The 20212-nt window shown below is 70.2% G+C and carries 21 protein-coding genes; 7 read left to right on the forward strand and 14 right to left on the reverse strand.

What is annotated here, in order from left to right; translation table 11 throughout:
* On the forward strand, positions 1-411 hold a 411-nt coding region (locus DLJ58_RS14675), incomplete at its 5' end, for a DUF4870 domain-containing protein (RefSeq protein ID WP_244218940.1).
* A gap of 66 nt (positions 412-477) precedes the next feature.
* On the opposite strand, the gene hemW is transcribed toward DLJ58_RS14675, so the two are convergent.
* The gene (gene hemW, locus DLJ58_RS14680) at positions 478-1701 is read right to left on the reverse strand and encodes a radical SAM family heme chaperone HemW (protein WP_208741097.1); all 1224 of its coding nucleotides are present in this window, start codon (positions 1699-1701) and stop codon (positions 478-480) included.
* 19 nt (positions 1702-1720) lie between these two features.
* Here hemW and DLJ58_RS14685 point away from each other — a divergent pair, with 19 nt between their 5' ends.
* Positions 1721-2509: an enoyl-CoA hydratase-related protein gene (locus DLJ58_RS14685; protein WP_124856727.1), complete on the forward strand. Its 789-nt coding sequence runs from the start codon at positions 1721-1723 to the stop codon at positions 2507-2509.
* A 43-nt stretch (positions 2510-2552) separates the two neighbouring features.
* On the opposite strand, the gene DLJ58_RS14690 is transcribed toward DLJ58_RS14685, so the two are convergent.
* The gene (locus DLJ58_RS14690; protein WP_124856729.1) at positions 2553-3317 is read right to left on the reverse strand and encodes an SDR family NAD(P)-dependent oxidoreductase; all 765 of its coding nucleotides are present in this window, start codon (positions 3315-3317) and stop codon (positions 2553-2555) included.
* Between the two features lie 323 nt (positions 3318-3640).
* Between DLJ58_RS14690 and DLJ58_RS14695 the strand changes: the two genes are divergently transcribed.
* The 3 genes from DLJ58_RS14695 (at position 3641) to DLJ58_RS14705 (ending at position 6997) form a co-directional block, all read left to right on the forward strand.
* Positions 3641-4501, forward strand: a complete 861-nt coding sequence (locus DLJ58_RS14695; protein WP_124856731.1) for a hypothetical protein — start codon at positions 3641-3643, stop codon at positions 4499-4501.
* A 221-nt stretch (positions 4502-4722) separates the two neighbouring features.
* Complete coding sequence (locus tag DLJ58_RS14700; RefSeq protein WP_091409805.1) at positions 4723-5625, forward strand: phytanoyl-CoA dioxygenase family protein; 903 nt, start codon at positions 4723-4725, stop codon at positions 5623-5625.
* 184 nt (positions 5626-5809) lie between these two features.
* Positions 5810-6997, forward strand: a complete 1188-nt coding sequence (locus DLJ58_RS14705) for a low temperature requirement protein A (protein ID WP_124856733.1) — start codon at positions 5810-5812, stop codon at positions 6995-6997.
* A 27-nt stretch (positions 6998-7024) separates the two neighbouring features.
* On the opposite strand, the gene DLJ58_RS14710 is transcribed toward DLJ58_RS14705, so the two are convergent.
* The 9 genes from DLJ58_RS14710 to DLJ58_RS14750 all read right to left on the reverse strand — a co-directional run bounded on the left by DLJ58_RS14710 (position 7025) and on the right by DLJ58_RS14750 (position 16368).
* A complete protein-coding gene (locus tag DLJ58_RS14710) occupies positions 7025-8218 on the reverse strand; it encodes a low temperature requirement protein A (RefSeq protein WP_124856735.1) in 1194 nt (397 codons plus the stop codon).
* A gap of 149 nt (positions 8219-8367) precedes the next feature.
* A complete protein-coding gene (locus DLJ58_RS14715; protein WP_124856737.1) occupies positions 8368-9009 on the reverse strand; it encodes an MOSC domain-containing protein in 642 nt (213 codons plus the stop codon).
* 116 nt (positions 9010-9125) lie between these two features.
* Positions 9126-9956, reverse strand: a complete 831-nt coding sequence (locus tag DLJ58_RS14720; RefSeq protein WP_112620147.1) for a carbohydrate ABC transporter permease — start codon at positions 9954-9956, stop codon at positions 9126-9128.
* On the reverse strand, positions 9953-10939 hold the full coding sequence (locus tag DLJ58_RS14725) for a carbohydrate ABC transporter permease (RefSeq protein ID WP_124856739.1): 987 nt from the start codon (positions 10937-10939) through the stop codon (positions 9953-9955). Before DLJ58_RS14725 ends, DLJ58_RS14720 begins: the two co-directional genes overlap by 4 nt.
* Positions 10936-12222 carry a sugar ABC transporter substrate-binding protein gene (locus DLJ58_RS14730; RefSeq protein WP_124856741.1) on the reverse strand — a complete coding sequence of 429 codons (1287 nt, stop codon included), beginning with the start codon at positions 12220-12222 and terminating at the stop codon, positions 10936-10938. The genes DLJ58_RS14725 and DLJ58_RS14730 overlap by 4 nt, the downstream gene beginning before the upstream one ends.
* 251 nt (positions 12223-12473) lie before the next feature.
* A complete protein-coding gene (locus DLJ58_RS14735; RefSeq protein WP_124856743.1) occupies positions 12474-12758 on the reverse strand; it encodes a GlsB/YeaQ/YmgE family stress response membrane protein in 285 nt (94 codons plus the stop codon).
* Positions 12759-13231: 473 nt separating this feature from the next.
* Positions 13232-13516 (reverse strand): GlsB/YeaQ/YmgE family stress response membrane protein, encoded by a 285-nt coding sequence (locus DLJ58_RS14740; protein WP_091409827.1) that lies wholly within the window; start codon positions 13514-13516, stop codon positions 13232-13234.
* Positions 13517-13837: 321 nt separating this feature from the next.
* On the reverse strand, positions 13838-15715 hold the full coding sequence (lepA, locus tag DLJ58_RS14745; RefSeq protein ID WP_124856745.1) for a translation elongation factor 4: 1878 nt from the start codon (positions 15713-15715) through the stop codon (positions 13838-13840).
* A gap of 116 nt (positions 15716-15831) precedes the next feature.
* A complete protein-coding gene (locus DLJ58_RS14750; protein ID WP_124856747.1) occupies positions 15832-16368 on the reverse strand; it encodes a DUF4240 domain-containing protein in 537 nt (178 codons plus the stop codon).
* A 61-nt stretch (positions 16369-16429) separates the two neighbouring features.
* Between DLJ58_RS14750 and DLJ58_RS14755 the strand changes: the two genes are divergently transcribed.
* Positions 16430-17416 carry an aminoglycoside phosphotransferase family protein gene (locus DLJ58_RS14755; RefSeq protein WP_124856749.1) on the forward strand — a complete coding sequence of 329 codons (987 nt, stop codon included), beginning with the start codon at positions 16430-16432 and terminating at the stop codon, positions 17414-17416.
* Positions 17417-17651: 235 nt separating this feature from the next.
* Entirely contained in the window at positions 17652-17918 is a 267-nt protein-coding gene (rpsT, locus tag DLJ58_RS14760) for a 30S ribosomal protein S20 (protein WP_030491765.1), read from the forward strand.
* A 127-nt stretch (positions 17919-18045) separates the two neighbouring features.
* On the opposite strand, the gene DLJ58_RS14765 is transcribed toward rpsT, so the two are convergent.
* From DLJ58_RS14765 to DLJ58_RS14775, 3 genes are all read right to left on the reverse strand, one after another.
* Positions 18046-18468 (reverse strand): hypothetical protein, encoded by a 423-nt coding sequence (locus DLJ58_RS14765; RefSeq protein ID WP_124856751.1) that lies wholly within the window; start codon positions 18466-18468, stop codon positions 18046-18048.
* Positions 18465-19445, reverse strand: a complete 981-nt coding sequence (holA, locus tag DLJ58_RS14770; protein ID WP_124856753.1) for a DNA polymerase III subunit delta — start codon at positions 19443-19445, stop codon at positions 18465-18467. The genes DLJ58_RS14765 and holA overlap by 4 nt, the downstream gene beginning before the upstream one ends.
* Before the next feature lie 148 nt (positions 19446-19593).
* A partial coding sequence (locus DLJ58_RS14775; RefSeq protein WP_425271312.1) for a ComEC/Rec2 family competence protein occupies positions 19594-20212 on the reverse strand: 619 nt, incomplete at its 5' end.

The following is a 20212-nucleotide window of genomic DNA, read 5'->3' on the forward strand; positions in this document are numbered from 1 at the left end:
CCCGGGGGCTATCCCCCGCCCGGCGGCTACCCGGCCGGCGGTGCCTACGGCGTCCCCGGCGGTGGCTACGCCAACAACGAGGACAAGACCTGGGCCATGGTCGCGCACTTCGGCGGCGCCCTCGGCGCGCTGGTCAGCTTCGGTCCGCTGGGCTTCGTCGCCCCGCTGATCGCCTACCTGGCCCGCGGCCAGCAGTCGCCGACCGTCCGGGCGCACGCCCTGGCCGCCCTCAACTTCCAGATCCTCTGGTCGATCATCGCGTTCGTGCTGCTCTTCGTGAGCTGGTGCCTGCTCTTCCTGCCCAGCATCGCCGTCGTGGTGATCCAGATCCTGTTCGGGATCATCGCCGGCATCAAGGCCAACGAGGGCACCCCGTACCGCTACCCGATGACGGCCAACTTCATCAAGTGAACCGGGCCGGCCGCTCCCCCGGCCGGTCCGCAACACCGCTGCCCCGGTTCCGGGGCGGCGGTGTTCTCAGGGCAGCAGGTCGCGGACGACCGCGTCGGCGAGCAGCCGCCCGCGCAGGGTGAGCACCGCCCGGCCTGCGGCGTACTCGTCGGCGGCCAGCAGGCCGCCGGCCAGCGCCCGCTCGGCGCCGGCCCGGCCTGCGGCGTCGAGCACCGCCAGCGGGAGGCCGCTGGCCAGCCGCAGCCGGAGCATCACGTCCTCCATGTGCGCCTCGTCGACTGTGAGCACCTCCCGGGCCAGGCCGGGAGACTCGCCGGCGGCCAACCGCTTGGCGTACGCCGAGGGGTGCTTCACGTTCCACCAGCGCACCCCACCGACATGGCTGTGCGCCCCCGGCCCCAGCCCCCACCAGTCCGCTCCGGTCCAGTAGAGCAGGTTGTGCCGGCAGCGAGCCTCCTCGGTGCGGGCCCAGTTGGAGACCTCGTACCAGGAGAGCCCGGCCGCGTCGAGCGCGGCCTCCGCGGCCAGGTAGCGGTCCGCTGCCACGTCGTCACTGGGGTACGCCAGCTCGCCACGCCGCATCCGGGCGGCGAGCCTGGTGCCGTCCTCGACGATCAGGGCGTACGCGCTGACGTGGTCCACTCCGGCGGCGACGACCTGCTCCAGCGAGGCGGCGAAGTCCTCGGCCCGCTCCCCCGGGGTGCCGTAGATCAGGTCCAGGTTGACGTGCTCGAACCCGGCGTCGCGCGCCTCCAGGGCGGCGGCGGTGGCCCGGCCGGCGCTGTGTTTGCGGTCCAGGATCGCCAGCACTCCCGGGGAGGCGGACTGCATGCCCAGCGAGATCCGGGTGTAGCCGGCGGCCCGCAGCAGCTTCAACGATTCCGGGGTGACCGACTCGGGGTTGGCCTCGGTGGTCACCTCGGCGTCGGCGGCCAGCCCCCAGGTGCGGTCGATGCCGTCGAGGATGCGGGCCAGGTCGTCGGCGGGGAGCAGGGTCGGCGTGCCGCCGCCGACGAAGACGGTGTCGACCCGGGGCGGCGGGGTGTCGCCGAGCACCCGGGCGGCGAGCGCCAGCTCGGCCAGCACGGTGTCGGCGTACCCCTCGCGGCTGGCACCGCCGCCCAGTTCGGCGGCGGTGTAGGTGTTGAAGTCGCAGTATCCGCAGCGGCTGGCGCAGAACGGCACGTGCACGTACACGCCGAAGCCGCGCGCGCCGACCGCCGCGGTGGCGGTGGCGGGCAACGATCCGTCGACGGGGACGGTCTCACCATCTGGAAGGACGCCGGGCATGGCCACTAGTGTGCCCGGCATGACCTCTCCCGACGTCCTCGTGCGGGTCGCCACGGCCCGCGGGGTGACCACCCTCACCCTGGACAGCCCGCACAACCGCAACGCGCTCTCCACGGCGCTGATGACCCAACTGCTGACGGGGCTGGCCGACGCCGTCGCCGACGAGGCGGTTCGGATGATCGTGCTCGACCACACCGGCCCGGTCTTCTGCTCCGGCGCGGACCTGAAGGAGACCGCGGCGGCGTACGCCAGCGGGACGGTGCCAGCCGGAATGCTGGGTGACGTGCTCGCGGCGCTCTGGGAGTGCCCGAAGCCGGTGCTGGCCCGGGTCGGCGGGCCGGCGCGGGCCGGTGGGCTGGGCCTGATCGCGGCCGCCGACCTGGCGGTCTGCGCCGACGAGGCGACCTTCGCGTTCACCGAGGTACGCATCGGGGTGATCCCGGCGGTGATCTCGGCGACCGTGCTGCCCCGGCTGCACCCCCGCGCCGCCGCCGAGCTGTACCTGACCGGGGACACCTTCGACGGTCGCCGGGCCGCCGAGATCGGCCTGGTGACGGCCTCGGTCCCGGCGGACGGGTTGGACGACGCGGTACGGGGCTACTGCGACTCGCTGGTGCGCGGCGCGCCCGGGGCGCTGGCCGGCGCGAAGGAGCTGCTGCGCCGACCGGGTACCGCCGAGTTGCGCGCCGAACTGGCTCGCCTCTCCGCCATCTCGACCGGCTACTTCCTCTCCGACGAGGGGCGTGAGGGGGTCATGGCCTTCCGGGAGAAGCGATTGGCTCCATGGGTGCCCGCTCTCGACGACTGACGGTCGGGGCGCCACCGTCGTTCGGCGGCGCCCCACGGTCGGGTCACCAGGCGGTCGCGCCACCGTCGACCGGGTAGTTCGCCCCGGTGATGTACGACGCCCGGTCGGACGCGAGGAAGACCACCAGCTCGACGACCTCCTCGGGGCGCGCGAAGCGCTTGAGGAGCGTCTTGGCGGTGATGGCGTCCCGGGCCTCCTGGTTGTCACCGAGGTCGCGTTCGCTGGCCGGGGTGAGGGTGGGCCCGGGGCTGACCGCCACCGCGCGGATGCCGTGGGGCGCTCCTTCGAGGGCGAGCTGTCGCGTCATGCCGATGATGCCGGCGTTCGCGGCGGTGTGACCGACCATCGGCGGGACGTGGCCACCGATCATCCCGGCCATGGAGGCGGCGCTGATGATGACACCGCCACCGCGCCGGACCAGGTGCGGCCAGGCGTACTTCGACACGAAGTACGGAATGTCGAGTTCCCCGGTGATGGTGTAGCGCCAGTCCTGCACGGAGAAGTCGGGCATCGGGCCGAAGCGGAGCGCTGCTGCGTTGTTGTAGACGACGTCGAGCCCGCCGTAGGCGGCCGCGGCGTCGTCGACGAGCTTGCGTACCTGCTCGGGGTCGGTGAGGTCCACCGGCGCGATGCCGGTCATCTCGCCGCCGGCACGACGGACGAGTTCGACAGTCTCGTCGTTACCGGCGACCTGGAGGTCGGCCCCGACGACCTTCGCGCCTTCGCGGGCGAAGGTCAGCGCCGCGACGCGGCCCAGACCACCGCCGGTGCCGGTGATCAGCACGACCTTGCCATCGAGCGTTCCCATGGCACTCCTCCTCGTTCGTCGACCAACGCGCCCTGGTATGGGAGGTAGGTCGGATTGATATGTCAACCGAAATAAGTCCTTGACCGATCAATCGCTTCCCGTTGTCGAGTACCCTGTGACGCTCACGACAGCCCTGCACCGGGGCGGGCGACAAGAACGACGTGGCAGGTGAGATCGCGACCGGAGCGGGAACGTCGCCAACCGGTACGCGACAGCGGAGCGGACCCCGAACCGGTCGGAGTCGGCCAGGCTGGGCCCGAACCACTCGGACGACCCGCGGAGGGCCTGCGGGGACGTACGCTTGTCAGACTGTCGATCTGGGGGTGTGGGTGCGAACTCGGGCAACCGTGGCGGGTGGAGTGGTGCTCATCCTCGTCGCCGTGATCGCAATCTGGCTCGTCGTACGGCAGGTGGGCAACAACCTCACGTTGCCGCTGGTGGCACGGAAGTGCACAGTGCAGGCCGACGGACGGGTCGCCCTGGACGCCGACCAGATGGCCAACGCGGCGACCATCGCCGCGATCGGCGCGAAGCGTGGAATGCCCGAGCGGGCCGTCGTGGTCGCGCTCGCCACCGCGTACCAGGAGTCCGGGCTGCGCAACCTCGCCGACGGCGACCGCGACTCGGTCGGCCTGTTCCAGCAGCGGCCAAGCCAGGGCTGGGGCACTCCGACGCAGATCCGCGACCCGCGCTACGCGGCCAACCGGTTCTACGCGGCCCTCAAGAAGGTGCGCGGCTGGGAGGAGATGCGGGTCACCGATGCCGCCCAGCGGGTGCAGCGCTCGGCGTTCCCCGAGGCGTACCAGAAGTGGGCCGACGACTCCGAGGTGCTCAGCCGGGCCCTGCTCGGCGACGCGAGCGGCGCTGTCGCCTGCTCGGTGGGGCGCACCCCGGTGATGCACGGCGCGGCGGCGGCCGCACAACTGACCCGCAACCTGGTGCTGGACTGGGGGCTCAAGGGCACCGACCCGACCGACCAGACCGGGTTGGCGGTGACTCCGGGCGACCAGCGCGACGGCTGGCGGTACGCGCACTGGCTGGTCTCGCACGCCCAGGACCACGGCGTGAAGCGGGTCCGCTTCGGCGACCTGGAGTGGACCGCCCGCGACGGCTCGTGGGGCCGGGTGGACAGCCGGCAGAACCCCGCCGGCCAGGTGGTCGCCGAAGTGTTCAACGAGGGTTGACCGGCCCGGATCTCTTAACCGGCAGTCACCGCACAATCGGGCAATAGGCACGGAATCGCATTATTGATCGCTGAGATCTCACTCTGTGCGTTTCTTCCGCTGCATGGGGTCCCGCCATGGCCCAATACCGCGCCACGCCCTCCCCGGTGCCTGGGCCACCGCGTTACGATCGGCGGCCTGTGCCAGAAAAGGTTTCACCTCATGGGGAGGGGTACGACGCGGTGTTCGATTACGGCGACCGGACCGGTTACGAACCGATCAGCGACACTGACCGCAAGGAGTTCCACGAGCAGGGTTTCCTCCTGCTGCGCAACGTCCTGACGGAGGACCACCGGGCGGCGCTGGAGGCGGCGGTCGACCGCGTCTACGCGGAGGAGCAGGCCAAGGGCACCACCAAGAAGGACGGCACCCTGCACCTGCTGGGCTTCCTGGAGCGCGACGAGCTCTTTGGTGAGCTGCTGACCCACCCGATCGCCTTCCCGTACATGTGGGGGCTGGCCGGCTGGAACATCTACACCCACCACAACCACCTGGACGTCACCCCGCCGGCCGCCGAGCCGGAGAAGCCGTACTGGGGTTGGCACCAGGACGGGTACCGGCAGAACTCCGACCCGGAGACGATGGACCCGAACCTGCCTCGGCCGATGTTCTCGCTGAAGGTCGCGTACGTGCTGTCGGACCTCTCCGAGACCGGCCGCGGCGCCACCAAGGTCATCCCGGGCAGCCACCTGAAGAACTCGCTGCCCCGGCCTGCGGACCTCACCGTGCAGAACCCCGACCCGGAGGGCACGGTGGAGATCACCGCCAACCCGGGCGACGCCTTCATCTTCGACCGCCGGCAGTGGCACTCGCGGTCGACGAACCTGTCGACCATCACCCGCAAGATGCTCTTCGTCGGCTACACCTACCGGTGGATCCGTCCGCTGGACGAGCTGCACCCCGACGTGAACGGCGAGTGGTACCGCAACCGCACCCCCGTGCAGCGCCAGCTGATCGGTGAGGGCACCCACACCGCCAACTACTGGGGCATCAACTGGGACGGGTACGTCGACGACGAGATCCCGCTCCGCAAGGAGCTCAAGGAGCGCGGCCTGCTCGACCGCAACATCCCCTGGCTCCGCTGATCCACTGCTCGTAGGACGGCCCCCTGCCGACGCTCAGCGTTGGCAGGGGGCCGTTTCACGTCCGCGGACCGACCGCTCGGGCCCAGCCCGTTCCCGACACCGGAGACCGCACTGTCGGTAGCGTGGCGGGTGCGCAGGTCGGGGCGCGGCGCCCAGGGCGTGCGGTGGCACAGGAGGCAGCGCAGTGACATCCGCTCCGCTCCCCCGGATCCTCCGCCGCCGCGGCGAGCCGGAATACCCGACCTTCCTGGAACTCTTCTTCGATCTCGTCTACATCTTCATGTTCTCCCGGCTCGCTGCCAGCCTGGCCGAGGACCTCACCGTCCGGGGCGCGGCGCAGAGCGCCGTCCTGCTGCTGGCCGCCTGGTGGGTCTGGGTGCTGACCGCGTGGCTCACCGACCTGTTCAACCCTCGGCTGCCGATCATCCAGGCGACCACCCTGCTGGTCATGCTCGGCACCCTGCTGATGGCGATCGCGACTCCGTACGCCTTCGGTCGGTACGGGTGGCTCTTCGTCGCGGCCTACTTCGCCATTCACCTGGTCCGCGACGCCGTCCTGATCCCCGGCACCCGCGTGAACCGGCCGATTCAGGCCAGGAGCATCCGGGTGTTCTTCTGGTTCGGCGTCACCGTGACGCCCTGGGTGGCCGGGGTGTTCGCGGACGAGACCGCCCGACTGGCGCTCTGGTCTCTCGCGGTGGCGGTCGACCTCGGCTCGGCCCGGGTCGGATGGCCGACGCCGAGGCTGGGGCGTACCGAGCTTGCCAGCCAGATCTTCACCGGAGTGCACCTCTCCGAGCGGCACCGGGCGATCTTCATCGTCGCGCTCGGCGAGTTGATCCTGAGCACCGGCACGGGGCTCGCCGGGAGCGGATTCACGGCCGGCGCGGTGGCCACCAGCGCGGTCGCGTTCGTCAGCGCGGTACTGCTGTTCCAGCTCTACTTCCAGCGGGTCCAACGGATCCTGGCGCCACCGAGCGTCGCAACTGTGGAACGGGTCCGCTCCGGCACCTCCACCTCGTACAGCCATCTGGTCATGGTGGCCGGGGTGGTGCTGGTCTCGACCAGCACCTCGCTGGTCATCGACCGGCCGTTCGGTCGCGCACCGGTCGAGCTGATGGTCGCCACCCTCGGCGGACCGGTCCTGTTCCTGCTCGGCAGCGTCCTGTTCGATGCCGTGGTGACCGGCCGGACCCTCTGGTCCCGGGTGCTGGCGATCGTGGTGTTGTGTGCCCTGGTGGCACCCGCCACCCTCCTGTTCCCGCCCCTGGCCGCCCTGATACTGGCGAACCTGGTCCTGCTGGTCACCCTGGTTGGGGAAGGGCTGGCCGCGCGCAGACGCCTGGTCGGGGCCGCCGTGCCATCGCGATGAAGGGCCGTCGGCGGCCGTCGTGGAGAGTCACCGCAGCATCGGTGGTGCCGGCGTACGCGTGTGTCGCCGGGTGCTCACCAGGTTCGCCACGGCGATCAGGAGCAGCACCGCCATGGCGAGCAGGGCGACCAGCATCGGCGGTAGCAAGGGCGTGGCCGGTGCCAGGCCCGCCAGCAGCACCAGCCCGGCCAACCGGGACCGCGAGATCCGCCCGAACACGGTGAAGTCGAGGACGCCCCGGCCGACCAGGTACAACGCGGGTCCGCCGAGGATCACCGCGGCCCACGAGGGCGGGGTCTCGCCCAACGGGCGGCTCACCACGAGCCGGCTGGTGACCGCCGCGCCGACGATTCCGGCCACCATGATCAGATGGGTGACCGCGGCGGACTGGGTGAGCAGCGCCGGGTTGGACGACCGGGCGATCGCGTCGGTCAGCAGCTCACCTGCGCGGTAGATGTAGATCCGCCACATCAACACGATGGTGGTGAACACGACGAGAAGCGCCCAGGCTCGCTCCAGGGTGTACTCGCTCATGCTGAAGGTCGTTCCGGTCACGAAGATCGAGACACCGAGCGCGATGATGACGAACTGCCGGTAACGCTCGGCCACCCGCCCGCCGACCAGCCGCCAGTCACGCGGTCGTGAGCGGCCGATCCCGGGCACCGGCCAGCCCAACACCGCCGCTCCATACTCGACGACGACAGCGAGCACCCAGATCGCCAGCTGCCCCGAACCGCCGACGAGCGCCCCACCGATCCAGGCGATGCCCGCGACAGCCTCCCAGATCAGGATCCGGATGCTGCGACGCGGCGGCCTCCTGTGCGAGACGACCAGCATGTAGTAGGCCGCGGTACTGAGGTGGATGACCACGTACGTCGTGGCGAAGGGCAGCCGGCGATCGCCGTACGCGTCGGCCGCGAGCGCGGCCAACAGCAGGCTGGCCGCCGCCACCCAGATGAACTGCCCCTGCCCGGCCGGGCGGGTCAGGTCGACGCTGTCCGCCGTCCACACGGTCAGCGCCCAGATCATCGTGAACCCGAGCAGCAGCACCAGCGTCTCGACGACGCCCGTCCAGGTCAGGTCGTCGGCCAGGACCGTCGCCAAGGTGACCAGCGCGAAGACGTAGACGAGGTCGAAGAAGAGCTCCAGGAACGCCGGACGCTCCAGCCCCGGAGCGGGTGGTGACGCCGCCGCGGCACCGCCGTCCGTCGTCATCGACATCGCGCTCCACCCGGTCCCCGCCGCACGTTCCCCGTGGGGACAATACGGGCAAATCCGTCCCTGGGCCCGTCATCGGGGTTCTTCCGGGTCGGATCCGACGAGCCTGCCGGTGCTCGTCGCGGCGTCGCGGCGGATGCCGTCGCGGCCGGTCAGCCTCGGGCGGCGAGGCGTCGGCGGGCCTTCTCCCGGATCGGCTCCGGCAGGTCCTCGGCGTCGAGCAACCGCGGCAACAACTCCGGCTCCAGGCTGGTCGCCCGGAACACCTCGCCGATGGTGACACCGTGCGCCGGCCGGTCCACCACCTCGACCGGGTCGCCCGCGCCGACCTCCCCCTCGCGCAGCACCCGCAGGTAGGCCCCGGGCGATGCCCGGACGGTGAACCGCTTGATCAGATCCGGTACGCCCCAGAACCCGGCGAAGGTGGTGCAGGGGGTGCGCGGCTTGGTGACCTGGAGCAGGGCGGAGCCGACCTGCCACTGCTCTCCGATCACCGCGCCCGTCACGTCGACCGCGTAGGTGGTCAGGTTCTCGCCGAAGCCGCCGGGCGGTATGGCGCGGCCCAGTTCGGCCACCCACCAGGCAGCGTCCTCCTCCGCGTAGGTGTAGACCGCCTGGTCCGGGCCACCGTGATGGGCCCGCTCGCCGATGAAGTCACCTGCCAGGCCGCCGGTGAGCAGCGAAACCGGGCCGTCGACCGGCCGCTTGTCGATGCCGCTGCGACCGCTCGCGTCGCCGGCCCACCCAGCCTCGGTCACGATGCCGAGGTTCACCGCTGCCACCCTGCCCGTCATGACCATCAGCCTAGTGGCGGTCCACAGCGCCGGCCGCCCTCGCGGCGCGGGGCCAGCATCGGCGCCGGCCCTAGCGGCGCGGTTCAGCGTCGGCGCCAGCCCTCGCGGCGCGGGGGTCAGCCCTTGACGGCGCCGGCCACCAGGCCGGAGACCATCCGACGCTGCACCAGCAGGAAGAAGATGATGACCGGCAGGGTGAACAGGGTGGACGCGGCCATCACCGGCCCCCAGTTGGTGTCGTCCCGACCGAAGAAGAAGGTCATCGCCACCGGCAGCGTGTAGCTGCCCTGGTCGTTGATGAACGTCAACGCGAAGATCAGCTCGTTCCACGCCGTGATGAAGGAGAAGATGCTGGTGGCCACCAGGCCGGGCGCTACCAGCGGGAAGAGCACCCGGCGGAAGATCTGGGCCCGGCTGGCCCCGTCGATCGCCGCCGCCTCCTCCAACTCCTTCGGCACCGCGGCGACGAAGCCGCGCAGCATCCAGACCGCGAACGGCAGCGAGAAACCGAGGTACGTGAGGATCAGGCTGGGCAGGGTGTTGTAGAGCCCGAGCCGCTGGATCATCAGGAACAGCGGGATGACCAACGCCTCCAGCGGGATCATCTGCACCACCAGCAGCATGATCAGGAAGCTGGTCCGCAGCTTGAAGCGGAACCGGGCCACCGCGGTCGCGGCGAGCAACGCCACCAGACCGCTGAGCACCACAGTGGAGACGGCTACCAGCGCGCTGTTGAGGAAGAAGTCGAGGAAGCTGACGCCGGGGATCAGGTTGCCGGTCAGGATCTCCCGATAGTGCGCCAACGTCGGATGGGTCGGCACCGGCTGCGGGGTGGCCGAGAAGATCTCGCTGCTCGGCTTCAGCGAGGTGGAGATCATCCAGTAGACCGGAAACGCCGCGAAGAGCGCGACCAGCAGCCCGGCGCCGTTGAGGGCGATTTTCTTCACGACTCGTCCTCCTGCCTGAGCACCATCCGTACGTAGAAGCCGGTGACCACGAGCAGGATCAGCGTGAGGATCACCGCGATGGCCGCGCCGAGCCCGTACTTGGGCGGCGGAGAGAAGGCTTCGGCGTACGAGTAGATGGCGAGCATGAACGTCGGCCGGTCCTGGGTGCCGCCGGCCAGCACGAACTGCTGGGTGAAGACCTTGAAGTCCCAGATCGTGGAGAGCACGATCAGGATCCCGAAGACCGGGCGCAGCAACGGGAAGGTGATCTTCCAGAAGACCCGCCACGGGCTGGCGCCGTCCACCCGGGCCGCCTCGTGCAGCTCGCTCGGCACGCTCTTGAGACCGGCCAGCACGCTCACCGCGATGAACGGGAACGAGTGCCAGACCACCACCAGGGTGAGGATGGCGAAGAAGAGCAGCGGAGAGTTGAACCAGCCGTAGCCGGTCCAGTCGCTGCGCCCGAACAGGCTGTTCGAGAGCCCGTCCGGCAACGCGTTGAACAGCCACGTGACCAGGCCACTCGTGTCGTCGAAGATCCACTTCCAGACGATGGTGCCGGTCAGCGCCGGCGTGGCCCAGGCGAGCATCACGCAGCTGGCCACGAACGTCGCCATCTTGCGACCGAGCCGGTTGAGCAGCAGCCCCACCAGGGTGCCGAGCACCATGGTGAGCAGCACGTTGGCCGCGGCGAACAGAACCGTGTTGCGCAGCACGGTCAGGAAGAACGGGTCGGACAGGATCTCGACGTAGTTGCCGAACCCCACCCACGGCCACTCCCGATCGCCGCGCAACTGCCGGACACTGTTCAGCCGGTAGAAGGACATCACCACCACCTGGCCGAGCGGCCAGAGCAGCAGCACCCCGATGATCAGCAGGGCGGGCAGGAGCAGCAGGTAGGGCAGGCGGTCCACCCGGCGACGCCGCCGCGCGGGGTTCTCCCGCGCGGCGGCCGTCTCCGGGCTTTTTGTCTGTAGGCTCACTTGCTGTTCAAAATGCTTTCCATCTCACCGGCCGCATCGGCGGTAGCCTTCTCGACCGTCTTCTGACCCTTCATGACCGAGCTGTTCATCGCCTGGGTCACCGTCTTCGTCCGGCTGACCTCCACCCACTTCGGGGTGAGCGGCGTGAGCTTGGTGTTCTGCATGGTGGTGGCGAACGCCGCCATCACCTTGTCGTTCGCGTACGCGTCACCGGAGACCAGGTCCTTGTAGACCGGGAAGAAGCCGAGGCTGCTCGCGAAGCTCTGCGCGTTCTTCTTGTTGAGCAGCACGGTCAGGTAGTCCCAGGCCAGGTCCTGCCGCTCGCTGTCCTTCCAGATCGCCACGTCCGAGCCGCCCGCGAAACCGGGCGCCGCCTTGCCGTCCGGGCCGGGGATCGGGAACGTACCCCAGACCTTCTCGATCTCGGGGTTGTCCTTCTTGATGGCACCCTGCTGCCAGCTGCCGGCGAAGGCCATCGCGGCCTTGCCGGTGGCGAACTGGGTACGCGCGTCGATCTCGTTCCAACCCGCCGCCGCCGGCGGGGCGACCTTGTGCACGGTCACCAGGTCGGTCCAGAACTTGACGGCCCGCTGCGCCTCGGGCGTGGTGTAGCCGGACTTCCAGGTGCCGCCCTGGTTGCTGGCGATCTCGCCGCCCGCGCCCCAGAGGAAGGAGTAGAAGGGCAGCTCGGAGTTGCCAGGCAGGGCGATGCCGTAGGTGCCCTTCTTCTTCGCCTGCACGGCCTTGGCCACCGTGACCAGCTCGTCCCAGTTCTTCGGGGGCTGCACGCCGGCCTCGGCGAACCAGTCGGTGCGGTAGTAGATCGCGCGCACACCGGCGTACCAGGGCACGCCGTACTGCTTGCCGTCGAGCTGGGCGTTGCGCACCAGGTCGGGCAGCAGATCCTTGCCGTCGGCCCAGCCGCCCATCCGACCACTCACGTCGGCGAGCGCCTCCTGGGCGGCCCACCCCTGAGTCTCGGTGTTGCCCAGCTCGGTGATGTCCGGCCCCTCACCGCCGGCGAGCGCCGCCTGGAACTTCTTGGGCGCCTCCAGCCAGGGGATGTACTGCACGACCACGTCGGTGTCGGGGTGCTTCTGGCGGAACTCGGCCTCGACCCCGTCGAGGAAGGAGTTCTGCGCGTCCCCGCCCTCGCCCATCATCCAGACCGTGAGCTTGCTGTCGTCAGCCGCATCGTCGCCGGAGCCTCCACAGCCGGTCAGCACCATCGCGGCCGAGGCCACCATGGCGGTGACCGGGGCCAGCCGCTTCCACCTGTTCACGCCACTTCTCCCCTCGCGCCGCCTGGAACTAACCTTCTCCGCCGCACCCTAGTACGGAGAATTCCTTTACGACAGTGGGCAGGACTGGCCGAAGCGTGGCGACCGTACCGCAGCGGCCCGACGACCGGCACTCCAACATCCGGCCAAAGTTGGGCCTTCCAGCACGAAAGAGCGCCCGGCTCTCGGCCGGGCGCTCTTTTCAGTCGTGCTGTCCTACCAGTGGTGCTGTGTCGCCAGATGATGCCGGGTCGTTATCGGGTGACGCTGCGGCGGCGACCCACACCGGCCACCAGCGCGACAGCGATCGCGGCCACCACGACCTGCACCAGCAGCTCGGCCCAGTCGATACCGCTCGTCTCGGTCGCGATGCCGATGGCCCGCGCCAGGACGGTGCCCAGCAGGGCGGCGCCGATACCGATCAGCAGGTGCAGCCAGATCGGCATGTTCTGCCGGCCCGGGACGACCAGGCGGCCGAGCGCGCCGACGATGAGACCGACAACGATCGCAGTGATGATGCCCCACACGGTGAGCTCCACGGCCACCCTCCTTCAAAGAATGTCTGACACACGGTGCGTGTGCTTCCTGTCGTGACCGTTAATTGCCCTACCCATCGAAAATCCAAACCGACTTCGATCACCAAACGATCACGACTTGGCCGACAGGGACACGTTCCACCGCGGGCCACCGACCACCTGGCTAGCCGGCCACCTGGCCGCCTGGCCGCCCCGACCACCTCAGCCATTCCCGAACGTCCGGGCGCCCCGGCCATCGGGCCACGTTCAACGCGAAGTCATCGAGGCCACCGCATCCCCCGAAGGCGGATGGCGTCTTCAACCCGAGAGATCTTGGACAGGTCTCGGCCCGCACGCTGGGGACGGTCGGTCTTAAGGGCGGCGCGGCGGGCCGAACCGACGCGGTCCGCGGCGGCGGGCGGAACGCCGATGGGCGCCCGACCTTTCGGCCGGGCGCCCATCGAGGTGTCGCGGTGGTACGAGTTGGTGCTGTGGTGTTATCGGGTCACGCGGCGGCGGCCACCCACGCCGGCCACCAGCGCGACAGCGATCGCGGCCACCACGACCTGCACCAGCAGCTCGCCCCAGTCGATACCGCTCGTCTCGGTCGCGATGCCGATGGCCCGCGCCAGGACGGTGCCCAGCAGCGCGGCGCCGATACCGATCAGCATGTGCAGCCAGATCGGCATGTTCTGCCGGCCCGGGACGACCAGCCGGCCGAGCGCGCCGACGATGAGACCGACAACGATCGCAGTGATGATGCCCCACACGGTGAACTCCACGGTCGCCCTCCTTCAAAGAATGTCTGACACACGAGGTGTGTGCTTCCTGTCGTGACGGCTAAGTGCCCGACCCACCGAAAGCCCAAACCGACTCACCTCAATCGACAACGTCAGCAGTCGATGCTTCGGAGGTGCGTCGGTTGACGCGTGAGTGCGTCCACACAGGTAGGAGCCCACTTCGCCGATCCATTGGCACCACGACAGCGACAAAAAAATTTTCGGCACCCGGTGGCCACACTCCCCCCATCGGCGCACGCGAGGAGTCCGGAAACGCGACGCGCCCGGGTGCGGATGGCACCCGGGCGCGTACGGTGGCGCGAACTACTTCTTGCCGGCGTTCTTGCCGTCGCCGGAGTCGGAGGAGAGGGCGGCGATGAAGGCCTCCTGCGGCACCTCGACCCGGCCGACCATCTTCATCCGCTTCTTGCCTTCCTTCTGCTTCTCCAGCAGCTTGCGCTTACGGCTGATGTCGCCGCCGTAGCACTTGGCGAGCACGTCCTTGCGGATCGCCCGGATGGTCTCCCGGGCGATGACCCGGCTGCCGATGGCCGCCTGGATCGGCACCTCGAACTGCTGGCGTGGGATCAGGGTGCGCAGCTTGGCGGCGATGGTGACGCCGTAGTTGTACGCCTTGTCCTTGTGCACGATGGCGCTGAACGCGTCCACCGGCTCGCCGTGCAGCAGGATGTCCACCTTCACCAGGTCGGACGCCTGCTCGGTGGTGGGCTCGTAGTCGAGCGAGGCGTAGCCCTTGGTACGACTCTTCAACTGGTCGAAGAAGTCGTAGATGATCTCCGCGAGCGGCAGCGTGTAGCGCAGCTCCACCCGGTCGGCGGAGAGGTAGTCCATGCCGAGCAGGTTGCCCCGCCGGCCCTGGCAGAGCTCCATGACCGCGCCCACGTAGTCGTTGGGCGTCAACACGGTGGCCCGGACCACCGGCTCGTACACCTCGGCGATCTTGCCGGTGGGGTATTCGCTCGGGTTGGTGACGACAATCTCCTCGCCGTCGTCCGTGATCGCCCGGTAGACGACGTTGGGCGCGGTGGAGATCAGGTCGAGGTTGTACTCGCGCTCCAGCCGCTCCCGGATGATCTCCAGGTGGAGCAGGCCGAGGAAGCCGCAGCGGAAGCCGAAACCGAGCGCGCCGGAGGTCTCCGGCTCGTAGTCCAGGGCGGCGTCGTTGAGCTTGAGCTTGTCCAACGCCTCGCGCAGGTTCGGGTAGTCGGACCCGTCGATCGGGTAGAGGCCTGAGTAGACCATCGGCTTCGGGTCCTTGTAGCCACCCAACGCCTCGGCCGCCGGCCGGCTGTTGATGGTGACCGTGTCACCGACCCGGGACTGCCGGACGTCCTTCACACCGGTGATCAGGTAGCCGACCTCGCCGACGCCGAGCGCCTCGGCCTTGACCATCTCGGGTGAGATGACGCCGATCTCCAGCAGCTCGTGCACCGCACCGGTGGACATCATCTTGATCCGGTCGCGGGCGCTGATCCGGCCGTCGATGACCCGGACGTACGTGACGACGCCACGGTAGACGTCGTACACCGAGTCGAAGATCATCGCCCGGGCGGGCGCCACGGCGTCACCGACCGGTGGGATGAACTGCCGGACGATCTCGTCGAGCAGGTACGGAACGCCCTCGCCGGTCTTGCCGGAGACCCGGATGCAGTCCGCGGGGTCACCGCCGATCAGGTGGGCCAGCTCCTCGGCGTACTTCTCCGGCTGCGCGGCCGGCAGGTCGATCTTGTTGAGCACCGGGATGATGCGCAGGTCGTTCTCGAGGGCCAGGTAGAGGTTGGCCAGGGTCTGCGCCTCGATGCCCTGCGCGGCGTCGACCAGCAGCACGGCACCCTCGCAGGCGGCCAGCGACCGGGACACCTCGTAGGTGAAGTCCACGTGCCCCGGGGTGTCGATCATGTTGAGCACCGCGTGCTCACCAGCCCGCTCACCCTCGCGGATGGTCCACGGCATGCGGACGGCCTGGCTCTTGATGGTGATGCCGCGCTCGCGCTCGATGTCCATCCGGTCCAGGTACTGCGCGCGCATCTGCCGCGGGTCGACCACGCCGGTGAGCTGCAACATCCGGTCGGCCAGGGTCGACTTCCCGTGGTCGATGTGGGCGATGATGCCGAAGTTCCGGATGCGACCGGGGTCGGTGGCACCAGGGGCGTTCGCGCCGGGATCGAGCTTCGGTGGCACAGCGGTCCGTTCTGGTCGGCTGACGTGAACAGGCCGGCGCGCCGCCGACCCCCTCTATGTTCCCACGCCGCCGGGGTGCGCCCACTGCGCGGGCGATGGAACGGCCCGGAGACCCCTCACTCCAACGGCGGCTCGACGAAGAGCGCGGCCAGTCGGGGCAGCCGGCGACGCGCCTCGTCCTCGTCGTCGAAGTCCCAGAAGTCGTTGAGATCCGGCGTCCGCACCGGGTCGCGGTCCGCCGGCAACTCGGTCGCGGTGGCCTTGCGGTACGCGTCCCACGGCACCGAGAGCATCTGCTCGGCGGAGAACTCCTCGCCGCTGAGCGAGGCCGCCCGCACCTGGGGCAGTTCGGCCAGCGAGTCCGGTTCGGTGACCGCGCGGGCGAAGACGGCCCGACCCTGGGTCATCAGCCAGCCCCGGAAGTGTTCGAAGCCGTCGGCCGAGGCGCCACCGTTGATCAGGTACGCCGCGCCCCACAGGTCCGCCTTGTGCGAGGCGGCCAGCACCCGCGTCTGGTGCCGCGCGTACCCGATGATGTCCTCCGGGTCGCGCTGGGCGAGCAGCGCCACGGCCCGCGCGGCGACCGGGCCGGGCTCACCCCCGCCGCCGGCCCGCGCCTCGTCGATCAGCTGCCAGAAGTCCTCGGTCCTCATGGCTTGGCAGTCTGGCAGTGTCGCCGTGCGTCGCGCACGTACCCCGGGGCAGCATGGTGGGATGTCCCCTCCCCTGCTGCCGCCGGTGCCGTACCACGCGAGTGCCCTGCGCCCGTCGTGGCCGGCGTTACCGGCGGCGCTGCGGGCCGCGGTCGCCGAACGGCTCGGCGCGCCGGTGGTCACCGCCCGGGTCGCGGGCGCGGGCTTCACCCGCGGGTTCGCCGCCGTGCTCGACACCGCCGACGGTGGTCGGGCCTTCGTCAAGGCCGCACCCGCCGCCGAGCAACCGCATCTGGTCGACTGGTACGCCCGAGAGGCCGCGATCCTCGACCGGCTGCCGGTCGACCTGCCGGCGCCCCGCCCCCGGTGGACCCTCTCCACCGCCGGCTGGTTCGTGCTCTGCACCGACGCCGTCGACGGGCACACCCCGCACCTGCCCTGGGTACCAGCCGAGTTGGACGCCACCCTCGCCGGGTACGCGCAGGTCGTCGCCGCCCTGGCCGACCCGCCGGCCGAGCTGACCTCGCTCGGCCTGCCGCACCTGGCCGACCTGGCCCGGTCGGACATCCTCTGGTGGGAGGAGGTCGCCGCCGGTCGGGAGCCGACCCCACCACTGCCCGCGCCGCTGCTGGGCCGGCTGCCCGAGCTGGTGGAGTTGGAGTCCCTCCTCCCCCGGTACGCAGCCGGCGCGACCGGCCTGATCCACGGCGACCTGCGGGTCGACAACGTGCTGATCGACTCGGACGGCCGAGCCTGGTTCTGCGACTGGACCTGGGTCTGCTCCGGGCCGGCCTGGTTCGACCTGGTCGGCCTGCTGCTCACCGCGTACGCCAGCGGGCTGGACGCGGACCGGCTCTTCGCCACGCACCCGGCCACCGCCGGCGCGCCCCCGGACGCGCTGGACGCGACCCTGGCCGCGTTGGCCGGCTACTACCTCACCGGCGCTGCGGCGGCACCGCCGACGGCCTCGCCGCACCTACCCGCCCACCAGCGGTGGAGCGGCGAGCAGTCGCTCGACTGGCTGGCCCGCCGCCAGGGCTGGAGGTGACGCGGACCGGCTGGCGCTGCGGCGGACCGACCTGCCGCCGGGCTGGCGGTGAGCCGCCGCCGTGTTCGCTGGCGTAAACTGGTCTCCGACGGGCCGGGTCCGTCCGCGCGAAGGCCGAGCCGTTTTGGCTCGTCCCCGGCGACCTGGTAACCTGGCTCTTCGCGCAGCGATGACGCACGTTCGTCATCACGCGCAATAAGCTGACCAACCCGAGCTATCAAGACGAGGCTGTCGCGTGGCGAACATCAAGTCCCAGATCAAGCGCAACCGGCAGAACGAGAAGGCCCGGCTGCGCAACAAGTCGGTCAAGTCGTCGCTGAAGACCGCCGTCCGGAAGTTCCACGAGGCTGCCGAGGCCGGTGACGTCGAGAAGGCGACCGCGCTCATGCTGGACGCCTCGCGCAAGCTGGACAAGGCCGTCAGCAAGGGCGTGATCCACTCCAACCAGGCCGCGAACCGCAAGTCCGCGATCGCGAAGCGCGTGGTGTCGCTCTCCGCCTGACGACTTCACCGTCAGACTGATTCGGAAAACCCCGGGCCCCAGGCCCGGGGTTTCCGTGTGTCCAGAGGTCGGCCGTTTCTGTCCGGGACGGCCGTTCTGCGCGCATCGGCCCCGACGGGGTCGGCGCTCAGTCTGACGGGTTGGCCCGTCGGGGCGGTGGCACCGGGTCGGCGGTGATCACCACGCCGGGAACGCTGTGTGAGATCCACTCCACCCGGGCTCGGCCGACCACCGGCTCCATCTGCCGGCGAAACCGGTCCCGTTCCTGCTCGGGCACGAGCGCGGCGGAGCGGACCACGATCGCGGCCACCATGTCGTTGAGCTTCACCATGGCGGCCACCACGACCGGCAACACCAGCACCGCCCACCAGCTGACCAACTCGGCGAGGGCGAGCAGCACCGCCAGGGCGATGGCACCCTCGAAGAAGAGGAAGCACAGCACGCCGCCGGGGTTGACGAACCGCAGGCCGAGGAGCCGTGCGTAGAGCGGCCGGTAACGCTCCTCGTCCACGGGAATGGTGGCCCACGCCGGGCGGTTCGCCCCCGTCACCTGGCGCTGCCCTGCCGGGCCGCCGCCACCGAGAAGACCGCACGCTCCAGGGCGTACGCCCGGTCGTCGGAGCCGCCCTTGACGGCCGCGTTGCACTCGGCGGCGACCTGCATGGCCCGGACCAGGCCCTCCGGTGTCCAGCCCCGCCCCTGCCGCTGTGCCCGCTCGATCTTCCAGGCGGGCATTCCGAGGTTGCTGGCGAGCTGGTACGGACTACCTCGCCCGGCCGACGCCACCCGGGCCACAGTGCGCACTCCGTCGGCCAGGGCGTCGGCGATGGGCACCGGGTCGACCCCGACGTGCAGGGCCCAGCGCAGTGCCTCAAGCGCCGCCGGCACGTCGCCGACCATGGTGGCGTCCGCCACCGTGAAGCCGGTCACCTCGACCCGGCCCCGGTAGTAACGGGAGACCGTCTCGGCGCTGATCCGCCCATCGGTGTCCGCGACCAGTTGGGAGCAGGCGGCGGCCAGCTCACGCATGTCGTTGCCGACCGCGGCGATGAGCGCCTCGGCGGCGTCGTCGGTGCACTTTCCGCCGGCCCGGCGGATCTCGTCGCGAACGAAGGCCACCCGGTCGCGGTGCCCCTTGATCTTGGCGGCCGGGACCACCGTCGCGCCGGCCGCACGCAGACCGTCGGCGAACGCCTTGCCCTTGGCACCGCCCAGGTGCAGCACCAGCAGCTGGACCTCCGGGTCAGGATTCTTCGCGTACGCCAACAGCGCGGCGACCAGGTCCTTGCGGGCGTCCTGGCCGGAACGCAGGATCAGCAGCCGCCGCCCGCCGAACAGCGAGGGGCTGAGCATCTCGGCGATCTCGCCGACGGTCAGCGCACTGGCCTGGTACTCGCGGACGTCCACCTCGGGGTCGACACTGCGAACCTTCGCGACAGCTTCGGTGACCGCGCGCGTGGCGAGCAGTTCCTCGTCACCGAGGACGAGCAGAATGGGGGCGAGGCTGGCGGGGGTCACGCCGCCCATATTCGCACGGCCTGCGGCGGGATCGTGCCTGCTCATTCGCTGCTTGATCGGCGCAGCCCGCACACAGCGCAAATCCAGACATCCAACTCAATTCCCCATTTAATCCATAAGTCGCCCGATTGATCAGAGGCCTCTCGGCCCACGGGGGTCAGGGCTGGCGGCCCGCGGGCACACCTCGCCGGGCTACCGCCAGACCGTCGCCCGTTCGGACCACCGCCACGTCGCCGTCCGTGTCGGTACGCAGCACCCGTACGCCGCCCCTGCCCAGTTGGGCGAGCAGCCCCGGACTCGGGTGCCCGTAGGTGTTGCCGGTGCCCACCGGCACGAGCGCCACTGTCGGCCGCACCGCGTCGAGGAAGCCCTGGTCCTGATACGCCGACCCGTGGTGCGCGACCTTCAACACGTCCGCCCGTAACTGGCCGGGGGCCGCCCGCGCCAGCATCGCGTGCTGTTCCTCGGTCTCCGCGTCGCCGGCCAACAGGATCCGTACCCCGGCCACGGTGGCGCGCAGCACCAGCGAGTTGTTGTTCGGGTCGGACCTGGTCCCGGCCAGCGGGTACGGCGGGCCGAGCACCAGCAGGTCGACCCCGCCCACGGGGTGGCGAGCGCCGGCCACGGTGGTCAACAGTGCGGCCCGCCCGCCGTTGGCCGCAGCCCGAACCAGGTCCCGACCGCTCTCCGGGTCGGTGGACGAAGGCGTCAGCACGGCACCCACTGTCTCTGATACACATCTCCGAGCCCACGAGACGCGTAGTAAGCTCGTATGC

Origin of the sequence: Micromonospora arida (assembly GCF_003857035.1) — a bacterium.
Classification (GTDB): Bacteria; Actinomycetota; Actinomycetes; order Mycobacteriales; family Micromonosporaceae; genus Micromonospora; species Micromonospora arida.